The organism is Paraburkholderia bannensis, assembly GCF_014200455.1.
Classification (GTDB): domain Bacteria; phylum Pseudomonadota; class Gammaproteobacteria; order Burkholderiales; family Burkholderiaceae; genus Paraburkholderia; species Paraburkholderia bannensis_A.
Genome location: NZ_JACHBW010000007.1, coordinates 180640 through 200030 on the forward strand (window position 1 = coordinate 180640; position 19391 = coordinate 200030).

At 64.5% G+C, this 19391-nt stretch carries 14 protein-coding genes; 9 read left to right on the top strand and 5 right to left on the bottom strand.

The features are described 5' to 3' along the window. Positions 1-5 precede the first annotated feature (5 nt). Complete coding sequence (locus F4827_RS13785) at positions 6-1190, bottom strand: MFS transporter (RefSeq protein WP_183724499.1); 1185 nt, start codon at positions 1188-1190, stop codon at positions 6-8. 344 nt (positions 1191-1534) lie between these two features. Here F4827_RS13785 and F4827_RS13790 point away from each other — a divergent pair, with 344 nt between their 5' ends. Beyond that, positions 1535-1795 (top strand): hypothetical protein, encoded by a 261-nt coding sequence (locus F4827_RS13790; protein WP_260175186.1) that lies wholly within the window; start codon positions 1535-1537, stop codon positions 1793-1795. A 48-nt stretch (positions 1796-1843) separates the two neighbouring features. Here the strand turns inward: F4827_RS13790 and F4827_RS13795 are convergent, their stop codons facing one another. Together F4827_RS13795 and F4827_RS13800 are read right to left on the bottom strand one after the other, a co-directional pair. Beyond that, on the bottom strand, positions 1844-3676 hold the full coding sequence (locus tag F4827_RS13795) for a winged helix-turn-helix domain-containing protein (protein ID WP_183724500.1): 1833 nt from the start codon (positions 3674-3676) through the stop codon (positions 1844-1846). 189 nt (positions 3677-3865) lie between these two features. Continuing rightward, positions 3866-4705 carry a crotonase/enoyl-CoA hydratase family protein gene (locus F4827_RS13800; protein ID WP_183724501.1) on the bottom strand — a complete coding sequence of 280 codons (840 nt, stop codon included), beginning with the start codon at positions 4703-4705 and terminating at the stop codon, positions 3866-3868. A 133-nt stretch (positions 4706-4838) separates the two neighbouring features. On the opposite strand from F4827_RS13800, the gene F4827_RS13805 reads away from it, so the two are divergent. After that, positions 4839-5438 (top strand): plasmid fertility inhibition factor family protein, encoded by a 600-nt coding sequence (locus F4827_RS13805; protein WP_260175188.1) that lies wholly within the window; start codon positions 4839-4841, stop codon positions 5436-5438. 73 nt (positions 5439-5511) lie between these two features. On the opposite strand, the gene F4827_RS13810 is transcribed toward F4827_RS13805, so the two are convergent. Beyond that, complete coding sequence (locus F4827_RS13810; protein ID WP_183724502.1) at positions 5512-6480, bottom strand: LysR family transcriptional regulator; 969 nt, start codon at positions 6478-6480, stop codon at positions 5512-5514. A gap of 598 nt (positions 6481-7078) precedes the next feature. On the opposite strand from F4827_RS13810, the gene aspT (F4827_RS13815) reads away from it, so the two are divergent. The 3 genes from aspT (F4827_RS13815) (at position 7079) to F4827_RS13825 (ending at position 12345) form a co-directional block, all read left to right on the top strand. Then, positions 7079-8761: an aspartate-alanine antiporter gene (gene aspT / locus F4827_RS13815; protein ID WP_183724503.1), complete on the top strand. Its 1683-nt coding sequence runs from the start codon at positions 7079-7081 to the stop codon at positions 8759-8761. Between the two features lie 75 nt (positions 8762-8836). Continuing rightward, the gene (gene aspT, locus F4827_RS13820; protein WP_183724504.1) at positions 8837-10522 is read left to right on the top strand and encodes an aspartate-alanine antiporter; all 1686 of its coding nucleotides are present in this window, start codon (positions 8837-8839) and stop codon (positions 10520-10522) included. 152 nt (positions 10523-10674) lie between these two features. Beyond that, entirely contained in the window at positions 10675-12345 is a 1671-nt protein-coding gene (locus tag F4827_RS13825; RefSeq protein WP_183724505.1) for a bifunctional aspartate transaminase/aspartate 4-decarboxylase, read from the top strand. A gap of 80 nt (positions 12346-12425) precedes the next feature. On the opposite strand, the gene F4827_RS13830 is transcribed toward F4827_RS13825, so the two are convergent. Beyond that, positions 12426-13652, bottom strand: coding sequence for an MFS transporter (locus F4827_RS13830; RefSeq protein WP_183724506.1), 1227 nt, complete (start codon positions 13650-13652; stop codon positions 12426-12428). A gap of 560 nt (positions 13653-14212) precedes the next feature. Here F4827_RS13830 and xdhA point away from each other — a divergent pair. The 4 genes from xdhA to F4827_RS13850 all read left to right on the top strand — a co-directional run bounded on the left by xdhA (position 14213) and on the right by F4827_RS13850 (position 19348). Then, positions 14213-15745 carry a xanthine dehydrogenase small subunit gene (gene xdhA / locus F4827_RS13835; protein ID WP_183724507.1) on the top strand — a complete coding sequence of 511 codons (1533 nt, stop codon included), beginning with the start codon at positions 14213-14215 and terminating at the stop codon, positions 15743-15745. A 35-nt stretch (positions 15746-15780) separates the two neighbouring features. Continuing rightward, complete coding sequence (xdhB, locus tag F4827_RS13840) at positions 15781-18135, top strand: xanthine dehydrogenase molybdopterin binding subunit (protein WP_183724508.1); 2355 nt, start codon at positions 15781-15783, stop codon at positions 18133-18135. Positions 18136-18163: 28 nt separating this feature from the next. After that, positions 18164-18763, top strand: coding sequence for a xanthine dehydrogenase accessory protein XdhC (xdhC, locus tag F4827_RS13845; protein ID WP_183724509.1), 600 nt, complete (start codon positions 18164-18166; stop codon positions 18761-18763). 165 nt (positions 18764-18928) lie between these two features. Next, positions 18929-19348 (top strand): DUF995 domain-containing protein, encoded by a 420-nt coding sequence (locus tag F4827_RS13850; protein ID WP_183724510.1) that lies wholly within the window; start codon positions 18929-18931, stop codon positions 19346-19348. The last annotated feature ends 43 nt before the right edge of the window (positions 19349-19391 follow it).

Here is a 19391-nt window from a genome sequence, read left to right on the forward strand (position 1 = left end):
GCGGGTCAGATTGCGGAGGTCGATCCGCTTACCGCAGTACGGCGACGCGCGCGCCGGTCGAGTTGCGCCGAGACAAACGTGAGGCCGAGCGCAGCCAGCGCCATCAGCAGGCCCACCCACGGCAGGGTCGTCAGCGCGGCGCCCGAGCCGATCGCCACGCCGCCGATCCACGCGCCGCCCGCGTTGCCCAGGTTGAACGCGCCCTGATTGAGCGTCGAGGCCAGATTGGGCGCTTCGCTCGCGCGGTTGACGATCAGCATCTGCAGCGGCGGCACGATCGCGAAGGCCAGGATGCCCCACACGAAGATGGTCGCGCTGGCCATCACCGGGTCGTGCATGGTCGCCGAGAACACCGCGAGCACCACGCCGATCATTGCCAGGAACACCAGCAGCGAGCGCATCAGCTTCCAGTCCGCGAGCTTGCCGCCCAGCGTGCTGCCCACCGTCAGGCCGAGGCCGAACAGCAGCAGCACGAAGGTGACTTCGTGCGGCGAGAAGCCGGAAACGTCTTCGAGGATCGGCGTGATGTAGGTGAACACCGAGAACAGGCTCGCCGACGCCAGCACGCTGATGCCCAGCACCATCAGCACCTGCGGATTCCTGAGCACGCTGAATTCGCGCACGAGGCTGGCTTTCTGCATTTCGATGTGCTTCGGCAGGCAGACCTGCAGCGCCAGCGCCGCCAGCAGGCCGATGCCGGTCACGGCCCAGAAGGTGGTGCGCCAGCCGGCGAGCTGGCCCAGCGCCGTGCCCAGCGGCACGCCCAGCACGTTGGCGAGCGTGAGGCCCGTGAACATCAGCGCGATCGCCTGGGCGCGCCGGTTCGGGGCGACCAGTCCCGCCGCCACCACCGAGCCGATGCCGAAGAACGCTCCGTGGCAGAACGCCGTGACGATGCGCGCGGCCATCAGGATCGAATAATTGGGCGCGAGCGCGCACAGCAGGTTGCCGACGATGAAGATGCCGATCAGGCGCATCAGCGCCGCCTTGCGCGGCACGTTGGCGATCGCGATGGCGACGATGGGCGCGCCGATCGTCACGCCCAGCGCGTAGGCCGAGACCAGCATCCCCGCCGCCGGAATCGATACGCTGAGATCGCGCGCGACGTCGGGCAGCAGGCCCATGATGACGAATTCGGTGGTACCGATACCAAACGCGGCGACGGCAAGGGCGAGCAGAGGCAGGGGCATGGCTGTGTGGCTGGCGTGATCGGACGTGATCGGGACTGATCCCGCAGGCGCAGAGGCCGGTTTGCGGGCCTTTGCCGGGATCGGGCAGGAGTCAAGCCGGGATTGTACTGAAATGCGCCGCGTCGCATGCGGCACCCTTTTCTTGCGTTCTTCTTACGCAACATCGTCGATTGGCCGGTTGCCTTGACGATTTCTTCAGGTTACGTCCATGGTGCGCGGCGCGCCCGGGCCGCACCATGCGACGACGAACCCGCCCGCCGCCGTGTCAGCGCACCGGGCCGGTTTTCGTCCGCACCGCGCATGGCGGCCGCCTCGCATGCGCTTTCCTTTTCTGGAGCGATGACATGAACACGCTGAATACCGTACGCATCGCGGTGGCCTGCTCGGCCGCCCTGTTTGCCGGACTTGCCCTGGCCGATTCGCCCGCCGATCCGTCGCAGGGCGCGCCGTCGGCCTCGCAGGACGTGGGCGGCACGCCCATGACCCATAGCGCCTCGGGCGCACCGATGGCGCTCACGCACGCGCAGGTCTATCAGGATCTGCTGCGCTCGGAGCAGTCGGGTGAACGCGATCGCCTGAACAAGGATATCTATCACGGCAACTAGGACGCTGCGCTCAAGCGCGCCCGATTGCAGGGCCGGACTGCACCGCTGCTATTGCGTCCGGCCTTCGCCAATCAACTGCTCGATTTTTCTCATCCGCCCGCGCGCTCGATAGGGCCCCAACCAGGGATTCATGCGCAACTCGCACAGACGCGAACTGCGTTCGGCCAGTGCAGCGTCCAGCCATTGGAACATCTCGTCGGGTTGCGCGAGCCGCGCGTAGATTTCGGCGATCAGTAGCGGCGAGGTGTACTGGCTGCGCCGTCTGGTCAGCAAATCGTCGCGATACCAGTGCAGCACCGCGTCGTAACCGCCCGCGTCCCATTGCGCGCGGATCGTCGCCGCGCGTGCGTGCAGGCCGCAGCGCACCAGCGCCTCCACGGTCGCGTCGACGGCCTGTGCGTAGAGCCTTTTGACTTCGAAGGCCGTTGCGAGCACCTGATACGCAAGCGGCGAATAATCCATGTGGCCCGGCGAGAGATAGTCGCTCACCACTTCCTCGTGGCGTCCCGCGAGAATCATGCCGAACGCGCGCGAGCCCTGAAACGCCAACGGATCGATACGCTCGGCGCGCGCCATTTCCGCTTCGCCTTCGGCACGGCGGCCGGCCGTCAGCAGCAGACGCGCGTAAAGCCGGTGCGCTTCCGGGTAGCTTGGATTGCGCCGCAGCGCCTCCTTGAAGCCGGCTTCGGCGCGCACCCAGTCCCATTCGAAAAAGTAGCGCACGGCGGCGAGCGCATGGTGCGCTTCGGGCAGATCGGGGTCGAGTTCGAGCGCGCTGTGCGCGAGCGCGCGGGCGATCGGCCAGCCGTCGTCGGGGGCGAACATGCCGTGCACGACCGTCGCGCCGTAGTAGTTCGACAGACCCGCATAGCCCAGCGCGTAGTTGGGATCGTGTTCGAGCGCGGTTTCGAAGTAGCCGCGGCTGCGCGCGAAGTCCTCGCCGTCGACGCCGTGATGCGCGCAGAACGCCGCATCGAAATGCACGCGCCGATACCAGAAGTAGCGTCCGCGCACATAGGCGTCGTGCGCGGCGGGATCGACGGGCAAACGCCGCGCGAGCATCGAGCGCTGCAGATCCGGCAGTGTCGCGGCAAGATCCTGCGCGAGCGCGGCAGCCGCTTCCTTGAGGATGTCGAGCGCGCCAGGCGAGACCGGCTCGTGCGCGCCGCTCCAGATCTGCACTTCGTCGGCGCAGCGGATCAGGCGCGTGAGGATGCGCGCGCGCGGGCCTTCGCGCGAGAGCGAGCCTTCGAGCACGTAGTCGAGCTTGAGTTCGCGGGCGATCTCGCCGATGCCTTTGGCGGTGTCGCGGTAACGCGCCGCCGTCGTGCGCGCGATCAGGCGCAGCGGCTGCGCGCCCAGTGCGCCGATCGTGCCGAGCGTGGCCGATATTTCATCGGCGAGGGCGCTGCACAGGTATTCCTGATTGCCGTCGCCGGTGAGGTTTGCAAACGGCAGCACCAGCACACGCACGGCGCTGTGCGCGCCTGATGTGTCGAGGGCGTCGGCGGCATCGGCGGCGTTGGCGGCGTAGGTTGCGCCGGCGCTGGGCTGGCTGGCGAAATCCGTGCCGTCGAGCCGATAGCCTTTGCCCTTCACGGTCACCAGATGACGTGGCTGGAGCGGATCGTCGTCGAGCGCGATGCGGATCTTGCGGATCGCGGTATTGATGCCGTTTTCGGTGTCGCGGTAGGGGTTGCCGCGCCACAGGCGCTCGACGATATCGGCGCGCGAGATCAGCTCGCCATGGCGCGAGGCGAGCAGGATCAGCAGATCCATCGGCAGGCGTTCAAGCCGGACCTGCTCGCCGGCGCGGCGGAGCTGATAGCGCTCGACGTCGAGTTCGAAGTCCGCGAAGCGGATGATTCGATCCGTCGGCATGGGCGGTCCCCTGATACGGCACCATGGGTTGCGCGCGCGGCGCGGGCGAAGTTGGTCTTGCTGTCGAGACAGGGCTTGCGATGCGCAGCGTCGCATAGCCACGAGGGGGCTCGGATGCAAGCCTGTCAGATTCAATCTAGCGGCTCGCACTGCCACGTGCAAGCTTCGATCACACTCAATCGCGCAAGCTCAATCGTCGATGGCCTCCCCGTGCCGTCCCGCGCCCGCTGCGAAGCGCGCGGCCAAGGCCAGGCCTTCGTCCATCACCGCGCGATAACCCCCGGCGCCTTCGCGACGCAGCGCTTCGCCCAGATCGGCAAGCGCGCTGTTTTCAAACGCCGAACGGCGGTCCGCAAGGAGCGCCGCCTGCGGAAAAGCGGCCAGCTGCATGGCCAGCGCTTCGGCTTCGGCGCGCGCGGCGCCCGGCGCGACGACGCGGTTCGCAAGCCCAAAGGCCAATGCCTCCTGCGCGTGCACGGCGCGACCCGTGAGGATCAAATCGAGCGCGCGTGACAGGCCGATCAGGCGCGGCAGACGCACGCTGCCGCCATCGATCAGCGGCACGCCCACGCGGCGGCAAAACACGCCCAAGACCGCGTTGTGTTCGATCACGCGCAGATCGCAAAACAAGGCGAGTTCCAGCCCGCCCGCGACGGCGTATCCTGCAATGGCGGCGATGACGGGCTTGCTCAGCACCATGCGCGTCGGGCCAAGCGGCCCTGGCCCGCTGCCATCGGCGTGGACTTCGTTGCGGCGCGCGTCGTCGTTGAGCGCGCCCAGATCGGCGCCCGAGCAGAAGGTGCCGCCCGCGCCGAACAGCACGCCCGCGCGCCACTGCGGATTCGATTCGAAACGTGCGAAGGCGGCGCGGAGCGAATCCGCGACGGCGCGGTCAATCGCATTGCGTTGGGCAGGGCGATCGAGCACGATGGTGGCAATCGTCGCGTCGGGGCCGCACGATTCGATGCGCACGTGAGCGCCGAATGTATCGATACGCGTGTCGTTGTCGTTGCCGTTGCGGGTGTCCATTGGCGGCTTCCCTGATGAACCCACACGGCGCCCATTCACGCGGCATAGGTCACGAAATAGTCACGAATCCCTCGTAGCTTAGGTCGCTTTTCCTCACTGCGAGAGTCGCCTTACCTGCATGCCGAAGACGTCCATGCCCACGTTCCACGAGATGCCTTCGATACCATCGCCGCCGTCATTGCCGCCGTCATTGCCGCCGTCATTGCCGCCGTTCTCGTCGTCGCCCTCGGCATCGACATCACAGGCCGCCAGCGGCCCGGTCTGGGTCGTGCCCTTGCCGGCCCATCAGGCCTACGACCATGTGCGCTTCAAGCGTGTCTTCACGACCGATGGCACGCGCCACGTCGTAGTGCTGGTCGATCTCCACAAACTGTTGCTCTGCGCCGACCGCGACGACACCGATTATGTGCTCAAGCCCGTCGATGACTGGCACGTGGGCAAAGTGCGCGGCATCCGCGAGTTTCTCGATCCCGGCAACGAGCGCGTACCGCAAATGCCCTATGTGACGATCTCGAAGCGGCGCGCGAGCGGTCTGGCCGGCTGGCTTGGCGTGGCGCATGTGGGCGTGGTGGCGTTTCGCAATGGCCAGCATCGCGCGCGCTATCTGGCGTGGGCGGGGGCGGTCTGGCTGCCGGTGGAAGTGCATGAGCGCGAAGCGCCGTTGCTGCGCGAGTTCTGCGGCGCGGCGGGCGAGGACGACGAACAGCGCGAAGCCGTGCAGCATTCGCGCTGAACGTTGAATCACGACCGATGCAGAAATGGAGGAGGGCGCGCGAGCGCCCTTCGATGTCCTGCCGCTTTTCGTTCTAACCGTTCATCAACACGTGGGCGTCGACCGCGTGCGCCGCGCGTGGCGCGTGCAGCGGTTTTTCTTCGCAGGCCTGCTGAAAATGCTCGACGGTGTAGTCGACGAAGCGCAGCGTCTTGGCGGGCAGATACTGGCGGCGCGGATAGACGATGACCATGCTCGCCTGCGCGTCTTCGATCTCGTATTCCGGCAGCAGGCGCACGAGCGTGCCCGCCGCGACATCGTCGGCGACCAGCGGCGCGGGCACGATCGCCACGCCCATGCCCGCGAGCGCGGCAAGCCGCACCATCAGCATGTTGTTGACCGCGTAGCCGGGCTGCAGCGTGACCTGTTGCGCGCTTTCCCCCGGCCGCGCGAACAGCCAGCTCACACTGCGCTCTTCAGGCGGCAACGTGACGGCGGCGTGTAGTTCCAGTTCTTCGGGCGTGAGCGGTTCGCCATGCTCGGCGAGCCACGCGGGGGACGCGCACGGCACGAACGACGTGGTGCCCAGCGCGTGTTCGACAAACTCGGCGCCGCGCGTGGCGCAGGCCGCGACGATGCCCACGTCGAAGCCGTCTTCGAGCATTTCGGTGGGCTTCTCAGCCAGCGTGAGGCGCACGTTCACGCGCGGATAAAGCCGGCGAAAGCCGTCGATCAGCGGCGTGAGCGTGGCGAGCGACAGCGCGCCCGCAGCCATCACGCGCAGCGTGCCGCTCGGTTCGCGCTCGGTGAGCGCGAGCGAGTCTTCCAGATGATCGAGTTCTTCGAGCACGCTCTTGCAGCCTTCGAGGTAGCGCAGGCCTGCTTCGGTCAGCGAAAGATTGCGCGTGGTGCGGTTGATCAGGCGCGTATGCAGATGCGCCTCGAGCATCGCGATCGAACGGGTGACGAGCGCATTCGAGACATCGAGCTGCTGGGCGGCGCGGCGAAAGCTCTGCGATTCCGCAACCCTGACGAAGACGCGCATGGCGTGTATCTGGTTCATCGAATTCGCCTCGTATGCTGTTGCATGTGCCGGTTGAATGGGCATTACATGGGCTTTGGGCGGCAAAAACCGGCTATCCGATGTAACGCAGCTTCCTGATGAGCGAACAGCGATCGTGCACGAAAATAATATTGACAGTCGTTGGGAATTACAATATTTATCTTAAGCGATAGAGTTGTTTCACGTTTGTTTAAAGAATGCATGTGCGCTTTATGTGACAGTCGAAAGAGGCGCTTTCTCGCGCTATGCCATGCTTGTGGGCTGCTTTGAAATCCTGTCAATTGCACCTTGAATCGCTCGCCTGACAGGCGCACAAAGCACGACCGGTCAGTTTGCACACTGTCGCGACAGCGTTTTCCGTAGTCTGCTATTTTGTCCGGCGTAATACGTTTGTTTTCAATCCTTTGTCGAGTGCCGTGTGAATTCGGTGTACAGATTCGATTCACACTTTTGGCAAATACGGTAGATAAAGACGGTTTTGAGCTTTATTGCGCGCTGCGCCAATTATCGGCGAAGCGAAGGCATAAAGAGGCGCATGCCCTGTGCATAGCTATTAAGCGAATCTGGCAAAACGAAAACGTAAATCGGCAGACCTGACATGATCGTGGAATTGCTGAAGTCTCAGCCCGAGATTGCGCTGTTCATGAGTCTTGCACTCGGTTATCTGATTGGTTCAATTCGTTTCGGCCCGATATCGCTGGGCGGCGTATGCGGCACCTTGATCGTTGCGCTGCTGCTCGGCCAGACCGGCGCACGGCTCGCGCCCGATCTCAAGAACGTGGCGTTCGCGCTCTTCATCTTTGCGCTCGGCTTTACGGGCGGTCCGCAGTTTTTCGCCAATGTGGGACGCGGCTGGCGTTACGGCCTGCTGTCGATCGTCGAGATCGTCTCCGTCATGACGCTCGTGATGATTGCAGTCGTCCTGATGAAGCTCGATGCGGGCACCGCAGCCGGCCTGCTCGCGGGTGCGGCCACGGAATCCGCGGTGATCGGCACGGCATCCGAGGCCATCGCCAAACTGGGTGTGAGCGACGCCCAGGTGAGCACGATGCAGGCGCACATCGTCACGGCCTATAGCGTGAGCTATCTCTTTGGCCTCATCACCATCGTGCTGTTCACCAGCCAGATCGCGCCGCTCATCATGCGCGTGAATCTGCGCGACGAAGCCGCCCGCCTGTTTCGCAAGCTGGGCGGCGACGGCGTGCTCGACGACGGCCAGCGCCTCGCGCTGCCGCCGCTCGTGGGCCGCGCCTTCGAAGTGGGGCCGGCGGCGGGCACGCAGGTGTCGGCGTTCGAGGCGCGTTTCGGCAACAACATCACGATCGAGCGCGTACTGCGCGCACAAAGGCAAATCGAAGCCGATGCGCAGTTCGTGCTGCAGACGGGCGACGTGGTGTTCATCGCGGGGCGGCGCGAGGCGATGGTGGAAGCTTCGGCCTTGCTCGGCGCGGAAGTTTCCGGCGAAGGCTTCACGAAGCTGCTCGCCCAGCGCGTGGACGTGATGCTCACGCGCCGCGACGCCAACGGCCTGACGCTTGCGCAACTGCGCGAGCGCGCCTCGCCCGAAGACGCGCGTGGCATCTATGTGGGCGCGATCACGCGGCTCGATACCACGGTGCCCGCGCTGCCGGGCACGACGGTGCATCGCGGCGACGTGCTCACGCTGCTTGGCGCGCCCTCGGACGTGGCGCGCGGCGCGAAGCGTCTGGGCTACGTGATCCAGCAGACCCAGAAAACCGACTTCGTCTATCTGGGCCTGGGCGTGCTGGTCGGCATGATGATCGGGCGTCTCGGCGTGAATGTGGGCGGCGTGGCGCTGGTGCTCGGCACGGGCGGCGGCTGTCTGCTCTCGGGGCTCTTTTTTGGCTGGCTGCGCTCGCATTTTCCCGTGGTCGGCTCGCTGCCCTCGGCGGCTGCCCAGGTGCTCAAGGATTTCGGTCTCGCCACCTTTATCGCCGCCGTGGGCCTGTCGGCCGGCCCCGACGCCATCAAGCTGGTGCGCGAATACGGTCTCGCGCTGCCGCTCGCCGGCATCCTGATGGTGCTGATCCCGGGCCTTCTCTCTCTCTGGATCGGGCGGATGTTTCTCAAGCTCGAAGCGCCGATGCTGCTCGGTGCAATTGCAGGTCAGCAGTGCAGCACGCCGGCGATCAGTGCGCTCGTTGGCGTCACCGGCAATTCGACACCCGTGATCGGCTACACGATCACCTATGCGCTGTCGAATATCTTGTTGCCGCTCATGGGGCCCGTGGTGGTGGGCCTCGCGACGAAGTTCGGCTGACGCGGCGCTGGTTCGCGCAGCCGTCGTCATTGAGCGGCGGCGGCAGGGCATCACACCTACCCATGCGAGGGCACGATGGAATGGCTACATGACATCTTTCACAAATCCCCGGAAATCGCCTTGTTTCTCTCGCTGGCGGTCGGTTACTGGGTCGGCCAGATCAACTTCGGCAAATTCCAGCTAGGAGGCGTGGGCGGCTCGCTGCTCGCCGCGGTCGTGGTCAGTCAGGTGGGCGTGACGATCGATAACGGCGTGAAGTCGGTGATGTTCGCCGTCTTCATCTACGCCGTGGGCTACGACTCGGGGCCAGGCTTCTTCAACTCGCTCAACCGCAAGACGCTGCGCGAAATCGCCATGGCGGTGTTCATGGCGCTCGCGGGTCTCTTCACGGTGCTGGTGTGCGCGAAGCTCTTTCACCTCGACAAGGGGCTCGCCGCCGGTCTCGCAGCGGGCGGCATGACCCAGTCGGCGATCATCGGCACGGCGGGCGACGCCATCGCGCGTCTCGGTCTGCCTGCCGACCAGGTCAAGGCCATGCAGGCCAACGTGGCGATCGGCTATGCCGTGACCTACGTGTTCGGCTCGCTGGGCGCGATCATCGTCTGCGTGAACATCCTGCCGAAGTTCATGGGGCGCAGCCTCAAGGACGCCTCGCTCGATGCCGAGCGCGAAATGGCGGGCGGCGCCGCGTCGTCGGCGCCGGGCCAGGTGACGGCGTTGCCGGAGCTGTTCGGACGGGTGTTTCGCGTCGAAGCCGCTGCGGGCAAGACCGTCAAGCAGCTCGAATCGGCCGAGAAAGACCTCGTCGCGGTCGAGAAAATCCGCCGTGCGGGCAAGGTGGTCGATTCCACGCCCGACTTCGTGCTCAGCCGCGACGACATCGTGCTGGTGGTGGGGCGCCGCGAACAGATGGTCGAAGTGGGCGCGCTGATCGGGCCGGAGGTGCCGGATTCGGGCGGCATGAACCTCGTGATGCAGACGCGCCAGCTCGTCTTCACGAAGAAGGGCATGAACCACACGACGATTGAGGAAGTGCGCAAGAACGTCGATCGCGATATGCGCCACGGCGTCTATATCGAGAAGATCGAACGCGCGGGCCAGCCGGTGCCGGTGCTGCCGCAAACGCAGCTCGAACACGGCGACGTCATCACGATTTACGGCACCGCCACCGATACCAAACGCGCCGTCCAGGAAGCCGGCTACGAGCTTGCGTGGAGCAACAAGACCGACTTTATCTACATGGGCGTGGGTCTGGTGCTGGGCCTGCTGGTGGGCCTGATCGTCGTGAACGTGGCGGGCATTCCGCTCACGCTCGGCTCGGGCGGCGGCTGTCTGCTCGCGGGTCTGGTGTTCGGCTGGATGCGCGGCAAGCATCCGATGTACGGCGTGATGCCGCCCGCCGCCTCGCAACTGCTCAAGGACTTCGGTCTTGCGGCATTCGTGGCGGTGGTGGGGCTGAATTCGGGGCTGCAGGCGGTGGTGACGATCAAGCAGAGCGGCGTCACCATCTTCCTGCTTGGCGTGGTGGTGACTCTCGTGCCGCTGTTCCTCACGATGCTGTTTGGCCGTTACGTGCTCAAGTACAACAACGCGGCGATTCTCGCGGGCGCGCTGTCCGGCGCGCGCAGTGCGAACCCGGCGTTCGGCGGCATCCTCGACAAGGCCGAGAGCGCCGTGCCGACGGTGCCGTTCGCCATCACCTACGCGATCGCGAACGTGCTGCTGACGCTGCTCGGGCCGCTCGTGGTCGGTCTTGCATGAGATGAAGTCAAAGCGGGCCGCGCGATGTTCGACGCGCGCCGGTTCGCCTCAATGGGTCGAAAACGCGTGCCGCGTTCATACGCAAATCGCGCAAATCGCGCAATACGCGCACATGACTGCGGCACGCTCACTGTCTTCCACTGGAGAGCATCATGGCAAAAGGTAAAGGCAACGGTAACGGCAGCGGCACGAAGGAAAAGGCTGGCCTCGACGCACTGAGCCCGTTCGAGCTCAAGGACGAACTGATCAAGGCAGCGGGCGGCGGCGCGACCGAGCGCCCGGCCAACCGTTCGATGCTCAACGCGGGCCGCGGCAACCCCAACTTCCTCGCAACCATCCCGCGTCACGGCTTCTGGCAACTGGGTCTCTTTGCGATGCGCGAATCGGAGCGCTCGTTCGCGTACATGCCTGAAGGCGTGGGCGGCTTCCCGCAGCGCGAGGGCATCGTCGAGCGCTTCGACCAGTTCCTGCGCGAAAACAAGGGCCAGCCTGGCATCGATTTTATCGGCGGCGCGGTGTCGTATGTGCGCGACCAGCTGGGCCTTTCCGCGGGCGACTTCCTCTACGAAATGTGCGAAGGCATCCTGGCGTGTAACTACCCCGTGCCGGACCGCATGCTCAAGCTCTCGGAGATCATCGTCGGGCAATATCTGCGCCGCGAGATGATCGGCAAGCATCCGTTCGTGGGCGAGTTCGACGTGTTCGCGGTGGAGGGCGGCACGGCGGCCATGACGTACATTTTCAACACGATGCGCGAGAACTTCCTGATCAAGGAGGGCGACACCATCGCGCTGGGCATGCCGATCTTCACGCCCTACATCGAAATTCCCGAACTCAACGACTACCAGCTCAACGTCGTGCATCTGGAGGCGACGGTCGAGAACAACTGGCAATACTCGAAGAAGGAACTCGACAAGCTGCGTGATCCGAAGGTGAAGGCGTTCTTCCTCGTGAATCCGAGCAATCCGCCGTCGGTGAAGATCGACGACCAAAGCCTGGAGTACGTTGCGGAGATCATCAAGGAACGCCCGGACCTGATCCTGCTGACCGACGATGTCTACGGCACCTTCGCCGATAACTTCGTCTCGCTGTTCGCGCTCGCGCCGAAGAACACGATTCTCGTGTACTCCTATTCGAAGTACTTCGGCGCGACCGGCTGGCGTCTGGGCGCGATCGCCACGCATCGCGACAACGTGCTGGACGCCACGCTCGCGAAGCTGCCCAAGGAAGAGAAGAAGATCCTCCACAAGCGCTACGAGTCGATCACGACCGAGCCGGACAATCTCAAGTTCATCGACCGTCTGGTGGCCGATAGCCGTACCGTCGCGCTCAATCACACGGCCGGTCTGTCGACGCCGCAGCAGGTGCAGATGGTGCTGTTCTCGCTGTTCTCGCTGATGGATACGCCGGACGCCTACAAGAACGCGCTCAAGCGCCTGATCCGCAGCCGCAAGCGCGCGCTGTTCGAGGAGATGGGCATTGCCGTCGACGAGGCCGATCCGAACCAGGTCGATTACTACACCATCATCGACATGGAGTTTCTGGGCGAGAAGCGCTTTGGCCGCGATTTCGTCGAGTGGCTGCTCAAGCAGGTCCAGCCGAACGAGCTGCTATTCCGTCTGGCGGCGGAGGCGCGCGTCGTGCTGCTGCCGGGCAAGGGCTTTGGCACGGCGCATCCGTCGGGCCGCGTGTCGCTCGCGAACCTCAACGAATCCGATTACCGCAAGATCGGCCGCGCGATGCGCAAGCTCAGCGAAGAGTACGTCCATCGCTATAACGAGGAAACGGGCAAGAAGCTCGACCCTAGCACGGTCAAGAAGTAAGGCCGGGTGGAAACAAAAAAACCGCATCGGGCGCGCTGCCCGGTGCGGTTTTTTATCGCCTGCGAATGATCGTAGGCGAACTATTGCGCTTGCGATGTCACCGGCTGCTTGAGCGCTGCCTCGCGCACGCTCTTGCGATGCAGCGAAACGGACAGCGCCACGGCAGCGGCGGCGGCGATGGCCGCGAACAGGAACACCGAGCCGTAGCCGAACACATTCGCTACATAGCCCGCGAGCGGGCCGGTGATGCCCAGCGACAGATCGAGGAACACCGAATACGCCGAGAGCGCCGCGCCGCGGCTAGCCGCCGGCACGAGACCGACCGCTTCCACGCCAAGCGCCGGAAACACCAGGGCGAAGCCAAAACCCGTGAGTGCCGCGCCCAGCAGCGCAACGTGCGGCGTGGGCGAGAGCCACAGCAGCAGCAGGCCCGCGCACTCGCACGAGAACGAGGCGATCGCCACCCGGAAGCCGCCGAACGTCTTGATGGTGTTCGCGAACAGCAGTCGCGCGCCAATGAACATCAGACCGAACAGCGTGAGCGAGAACGCCGCATTGGGCCAATGGCGCGCGGCGTAAAACAGCGTGATGAAGGTGGCGATCGAGCCAAAGCCCGCCGAGCCGAGCGCGAGGCCCAAGCCGTGCGGCAGCACGCGCTTGACCACGCTGCGATAGGACATGCGCTCGCCATGCACGAGCGGCACCGGCGCGATCGGGCGCGCGAGCCAGAAGCCCAGCGCGGCTAGCGCGATCACCGAAATGCCGAGCATCCAGTAACCGAGGTAGTGCGCCATTTCCACGCCCACCGGCGCGCCCAGCGCAAGCGCGCCGTAAGTGGCGATGCCGTTCCACGAGATCACCTTGGCGTTGTGCGCGGTGCCCACGCGGCCGATGCCCCAGAGGATCGCGCCGGTGCCGCACAGGCTTTCGCCGCAGCCCAGCAGCAGGCGGCTGGCGATCAGCAGCGTGAGCGAAAGGCCCGGCCAGTGATCGACGAGCGTGGCGAGCAGCAGCATCACGCCGCTCGCGCCGCAGATCGTCAGGCCGATGCTGACGGTCTTCTTCGGCCCGAGCGTATCCGCCGAGCGTCCAGCGAGCGCACGTGAACAGAGCGTGGCGATGTACTGCACGCTGATCGCCGCGCCCGCAACCACGGTGCTGAAACCGAGGTCGTTGTGCACGTAGCCAGGCAGCACGGCGAGCGGGATGCCGATCGTCAGATAGCAAATGAAGGTGAAAAAGACGACCGGAATGATCTGCATGGTCGTCGACAACCCGGAGCGCGGGGGCGCCAAATCAGCGGACATGGGGAAAACGCGGATGGATAACGGCGGGAAAGACGTGATTGTCCCATGGAACCGGTTCTTATGCGGACGTTGAAGAAGCCATCCGTTGGGCGTATCCGACGGTTTTTGCAGGGCCGGCCGCACGTCTGTCACGTAATTGGCGTGTCCATCGGCGTGTCAACCGCGAGACAGGTGCGTGAGTGGAAATGGACGAAGTTGGGCGCGGGTTCGTCGGAATTGAAGCGCGGTGGCGTTGCACTACGCTGAAAGGAAAGCGAATTGCCGCTTTGTGGTGCACGAACACCGCCTCGTTCTTGTCTTGTTTGCGATAAATTGAGATTAATAGGTGCAAAAGGGCCATGCCGCTATAAGCGGCGCACCACGACAAAGCGCCGATTTATCGCCGCGACGATATATCCCACATGCACCTGCTGCTATGGGTTCGCAATATTGGCGGTGATAGTTTTCGAATCGTCCACGGAAAGAATAGGTGGCATGCGCCGGCAGCCCCCGCAAATCCTCTTCCGGGCGCCACGCAAAAGTACGCAAGAGCAACGCACAAGCACGACGAGACAGACATCATGAGTGAGCCGATCCGCTTCTATCACCGCAACGCGATTCGCGAAGTCAGCGACGCGGGCGTGACCCGCACCGTTCTCCAGTATCTGCGCGAAGACGCGCACTGCACCGGCACCAAGGAGGGCTGTGCCGAAGGCGACTGCGGCGCGTGCACGGTCGTGGTCGGCGAGCGCGATGCCGAAGGCGGCGTGAGCTTCAAGGCCGTCAACGCCTGCATCCAGTTCCTGCCGACGCTCGACGGCCGCGCGCTCTTCACCGTCGAAGACCTGCGCCAGCCCGACGGCTCGCTGCACCCCGTGCAGCAGGCGATGGTCGATTGTCACGGCTCGCAGTGCGGCTTTTGCACGCCTGGCTTCGTGATGTCGATGTGGGCGCTCTACGAGAAGACCGGTCACGAACACGCCGGGCAGCAGGGTTGCGCGAATAAGGCCGCCTGCAGCACGCCCTCGCGCGACGATATCGCCAACGCGCTCACCGGCAATCTGTGCCGCTGCACCGGCTATCGTCCGATCCTCGACGCCGCCGAGCAGATGTTCAAGCTCGAAGGCCCGAAAGCGCCCGTCGACGTGAAGAGCTTGAGCGAAACGCTCGCCGCGATCGAGCGCAACGAGACCTTCCACTACGAGCACAAAGGCCAGCAGTACGACGCGCCGCGCACTGTGGAGGGGCTCGCCGCCATCAAGCAGGCGCGCCCGAACACGCGCATTCTCGCGGGCAGCACCGATATTGGCCTGTGGGTCACCAAGCAGATGCGCGAGCTGGGCGACATCGTCTATGTCGGCCAGGTCGAGGCGATGCGCGAGATCCGGGTGAGCGACGCGTTCATCGAAATCGGCGCGGGCGTGAGCGTCGAGCGCGCGTATGCGGAACTCGCGAAGCACTATCCGGAACTGGAAGAAATGTGGCTGCGTTTCGCCTCGCTGCCGATCCGCAACGCGGGCACCATCGGCGGCAATGTGGCCAACGGCTCGCCGATCGGCGATTCGATGCCGGGCCTGATCGCATTGGGCGCGCGCGTGGTGCTGCGCGGCGGCGCGGTCGAGCGCGAGATGCCGCTCGAAGATCTCTATCTGGCGTATCAGAAGAAAGACATGGCCGAGCATGAATTCGTGCTCGCGCTCAAAGTGCCGACGCGCACCGGCGCGCGCGCGAATCTGCAATTCCGCACCTACAAGGTGTCCAAGCGCTTCGACTCGGATATTTCCGCCGTGTGCGCGGCGTTCGCCTTTATCGCCGACGGCGACACGGTGCGCGAGCCGCGCATCGCGTTCGGCGGCATGGCCGCCACGCCCAAACGCGCGACGCACACCGAAGCCGTGCTGGCCGATGCGCAATGGCACGAAGCCACCGCGCAGGCCGCGATGATCGCGATGGGCAACGACTACGCGCCGCTTTCGGACATGCGAGCGACCAGCGACTATCGCCTCGAAGCCGCGAAGAACACGCTTTACCGTTTCTGGCTGGAAACGCGTCCGCATAACCCGCTTGCGCCGCACGCGATCAATGTGCGCAACGTGGCGGCGGAAACCGCTTAAACCCCAGCAAACGGAAAAGATACGGAGAACGAAATATGAACCAGCAAGCCGAACCGTTCCTGGAAGAAGCGAAGGCGCGTGAGCCTTTCACCCAGGTGCACGTCTCGCGCCCGCACGAATCCGCGCATCTGCACGTGAGCGGCCGCGCCACCTACACGGACGACATCCCCACCGTCGCGGGCACGCTGCATGCCGCGCTTGGCCTGTCGCAGAAGGCGCACGCGCGCATCGTATCGATGAACCTCGCCAAGGTGCGCGCAACGCCTGGCGTCGTCGCCGTGCTGAGCGCCGAGGACATCCCCGGCGTCAACGACTGCGGCCCGATCATCCATGACGATCCCGTTCTGGCCGACGGCATCGTGCAATTCGTCGGTCAGCCGATGTTCATCGTGGTGGCGACCTCGCACGATATCGCGCGCCAGGCCGCACGCCGCGCCGAAGTGCAGTACGAAGAACTCCCGCCGATCTTGACGGCGCAGCAGGCGCGCGCCGCCAATCAATCCGTGCTGCCGCCGATGAAGCTCGCACGCGGCGAAGCGTCCACGCGCGCCGCGCGCGCCGCACATCGCCATGAAGGCGAGATGCTGCTGGGCGGCCAGGAGCAGTTCTATCTGGAAGGACAGATCGCCTACGCCGTGCCCAAGGACGACGACGGCATGCACGTCTGGTGCTCGACGCAGCACCCGAGCGAAATGCAGCATCTGGTGGCGCATGTGCTGGGCGTGGCGTCGCACAACGTGCTGGTGGAATGCCGCCGCATGGGCGGCGGCTTTGGCGGCAAGGAATCGCAGTCGGGCATTTTCGCGTGCTGCGCGGCGCTGGCGGCGTGGAAGCTGCTGTGTCCCGTGAAGCTGCGCCCGGACCGCGACGACGACATGATGATCACGGGCAAGCGCCACGATTTCCACTACACGTACGAAGTGGGCTACGACGATCAAGGCACCATCGAAGGCGTGAGCGTCGATATGACCTCGCGCTGCGGCTTCTCGGCGGATCTGTCCGGCCCGGTGATGACGCGCGCGGTGTGCCACTTCGACAACGCCTACTGGCTGCCCGATGTGTCGATTTCGGGTTTCTGCGGCAAGACCAATACGCAGTCGAATACCGCATTCCGCGGCTTCGGCGGCCCGCAAGGCGCGTTCGCGATCGAATACATCATGGACGACGTGGCGCGCTCGCTCGGCCTCGACCCGCTCGACGTGCGCAAGCGCAATCTGTACGGCAAGACCGCGAACAACGAAACGCCCTACGGTCAGACCATCGAAGACAACGTGATTCACGAGCTGCTGGACGAACTCGTGGAAACGAGTGGCTATCGCCAGCGTCGCGCGGCGATCCGCGAATTCAACCAGAACAACGAAGTGCTGAAGAAGGGCATCGCGATTACGCCGTGCAAGTTCGGCATCGCGTTCAACGTCACGCACTTCAACCAGGCCGGCGCGCTGGTGCACATCTATACCGATGGCTCCGTGCTCGTGAACCACGGCGGCACGGAGATGGGCCAGGGCCTCAACACCAAGGTCGCGCAGGTGGTGGCGCATGAACTGGGTATCGAGTTTGGCCGCGTGCGTGTGACGGCGACCGATACCAGCAAGGTGGCGAACACCTCGGCGACAGCGGCGTCCACCGGCAGCGATCTGAACGGCAAGGCCGCACAGGACGCCGCGCGCCAGTTGCGCGAACGTCTCGCGTCGCTTGCGGCCAATCTCTGGGGCAAGGGCAAGGTCAATGCGGCGGACGTGCGCTTCGCCAACGACTGCGCGATAGTCGGCGACGAAGTGGTGCCGTTCGGCACGCTGGTGCAAAAGGCGTATCTCGCGCGCGTGCAACTGTGGTCGGACGGCTTCTATGCCACGCCCAAGCTCTACTGGGATCAGGCGACGCTGCGCGGCCGGCCGTTCTATTACTACTCGTATGGCGCAGCCGTTTCGGAAGTCGTGATCGACACGCTCACGGGCGAAATGCGCGTGCTGCGCGCCGATGCACTGCACGACGTGGGCGCGTCGCTGAACCCGGCGCTCGACGTGGGGCAGGTGGAGGGCGGCTTTATTCAGGGCATGGGCTGGCTCACCACGGAAGAACTCTGGTGGAAGCAGGACGGCACGCTGATGACGCACGCGCCGTCCACCTACAAGATTCCGACCGTGAACGACACGCCGCCCGAATTCAACGTGAAGCTCTTCAACAACCGCAACGCCGAGGACAGCATCCATCGCTCGAAGGCCGTGGGCGAGCCGCCCCTGCTGCTGCCGTTCTCGGTGTTCTTCGCGATCCGCGACGCCGTGTCGAGCGTGGCCGACTACCGCTTCAATCCGCCGATGAACGCGCCCGCCACCGCCGAGGAAATCCTCAAGGGCGTGCGCGCGGTGCGCACGATGGCGCGCGCTTGAGACGGCCCAGGCGAACGAGGAGTTTGATATGCGCAGTGTTCCGTCCAGTCGTCCGAACCATTGTGTGAATGTCGACAGCCAGGGCCGCGTTGTTATCGGCCGACGCAGCACGCCGGTGCCGCAGTACGGGCCCATGCACGTCGTGCTGTTCGGCGCGGGGCACGTGGGCCACGCGCTGGTGACGTTGCTGGGCATGCTGCCCTGCGTGGTGCAATGGGTGGATGAGCGCGACGAACTCTTCCCGGACGAAGTGCCCGCGAACGTTCAGATCGAAGCCACCGATACGCCGGCCGCGATTGTCGACGAGGCGCCGCCCGGTGCGTACTTCATCGTGATGACGCATAACCACGCGCTCGATTTCGAGTTGTCGGAGTGCATCATGCGGCGGCGCGATTTCGCGTGGTTCGGCTTGATCGGTTCGCAGACCAAGCGCGTGAAGTTCGAACGGCGTCTGATCGAGCGGGGCGTGGCGGCTGAGCGCATGTGCGAGATTACTTGCCCGATCGGCGTGACGGGGATCGTCGACAAGGCGCCGTCTTCGATTGCGGTGGCCGTGGCCGCGCAGTTGATGCAGATGCGCGTGATGTTGCCGAACGACGTGCATCGCGAGTCTTTCGTTCAGACATAGTCGAATCGAAACCGCGCGTTGGCAAACAAAGCGCGCGCCTATGTAGCAAGCGCATCAATTTGCTTTTGGACCTTGCAACAGCTTCAATGAATTGGGCGGCCGTGCGATTTGCAAGGCCGCCCAATTTGTTTTGTGCATGCTGCATGACGTTAGAAGAGGTCCAATATGAAAGTCCTGCTCGCAAGCCACGCGATCGCCGCTCCGGTGTTCGCTTTTTTCTCCGCTTTTTTCTCGGTGTCCTCACCCGCTTTCGCCGACGGCGCCACGCCGCTCACGCACGACGAACTCCAGCAACTCATGCCCGGCGCGCAGATCGAGATCACCTATACGGATGGCTCGACGACGCTCTGGAAAGACGCGGACGACGGCAGCGTCGAAGCCGTCTGGACCTCGGGCTTTACCTCATCGAAACACTATTCGAGCCCGGGCACGGGCAGCTGGAAAATCTCCGACGACGGCAAATATTGCAGCCATGTTCAATGGCGCAAGAACGTGTCCGACTGGTGCAGCCAGGTTGTCAAGGGCGATGACGGCGAATTCGTGCTCGCCGGTCATCCGGACTGGAAAATGAAAGTGTCGAAATGAACGCGAAAGCGCTCACGTGAAGATTGGTTTGCAATCCGAATGA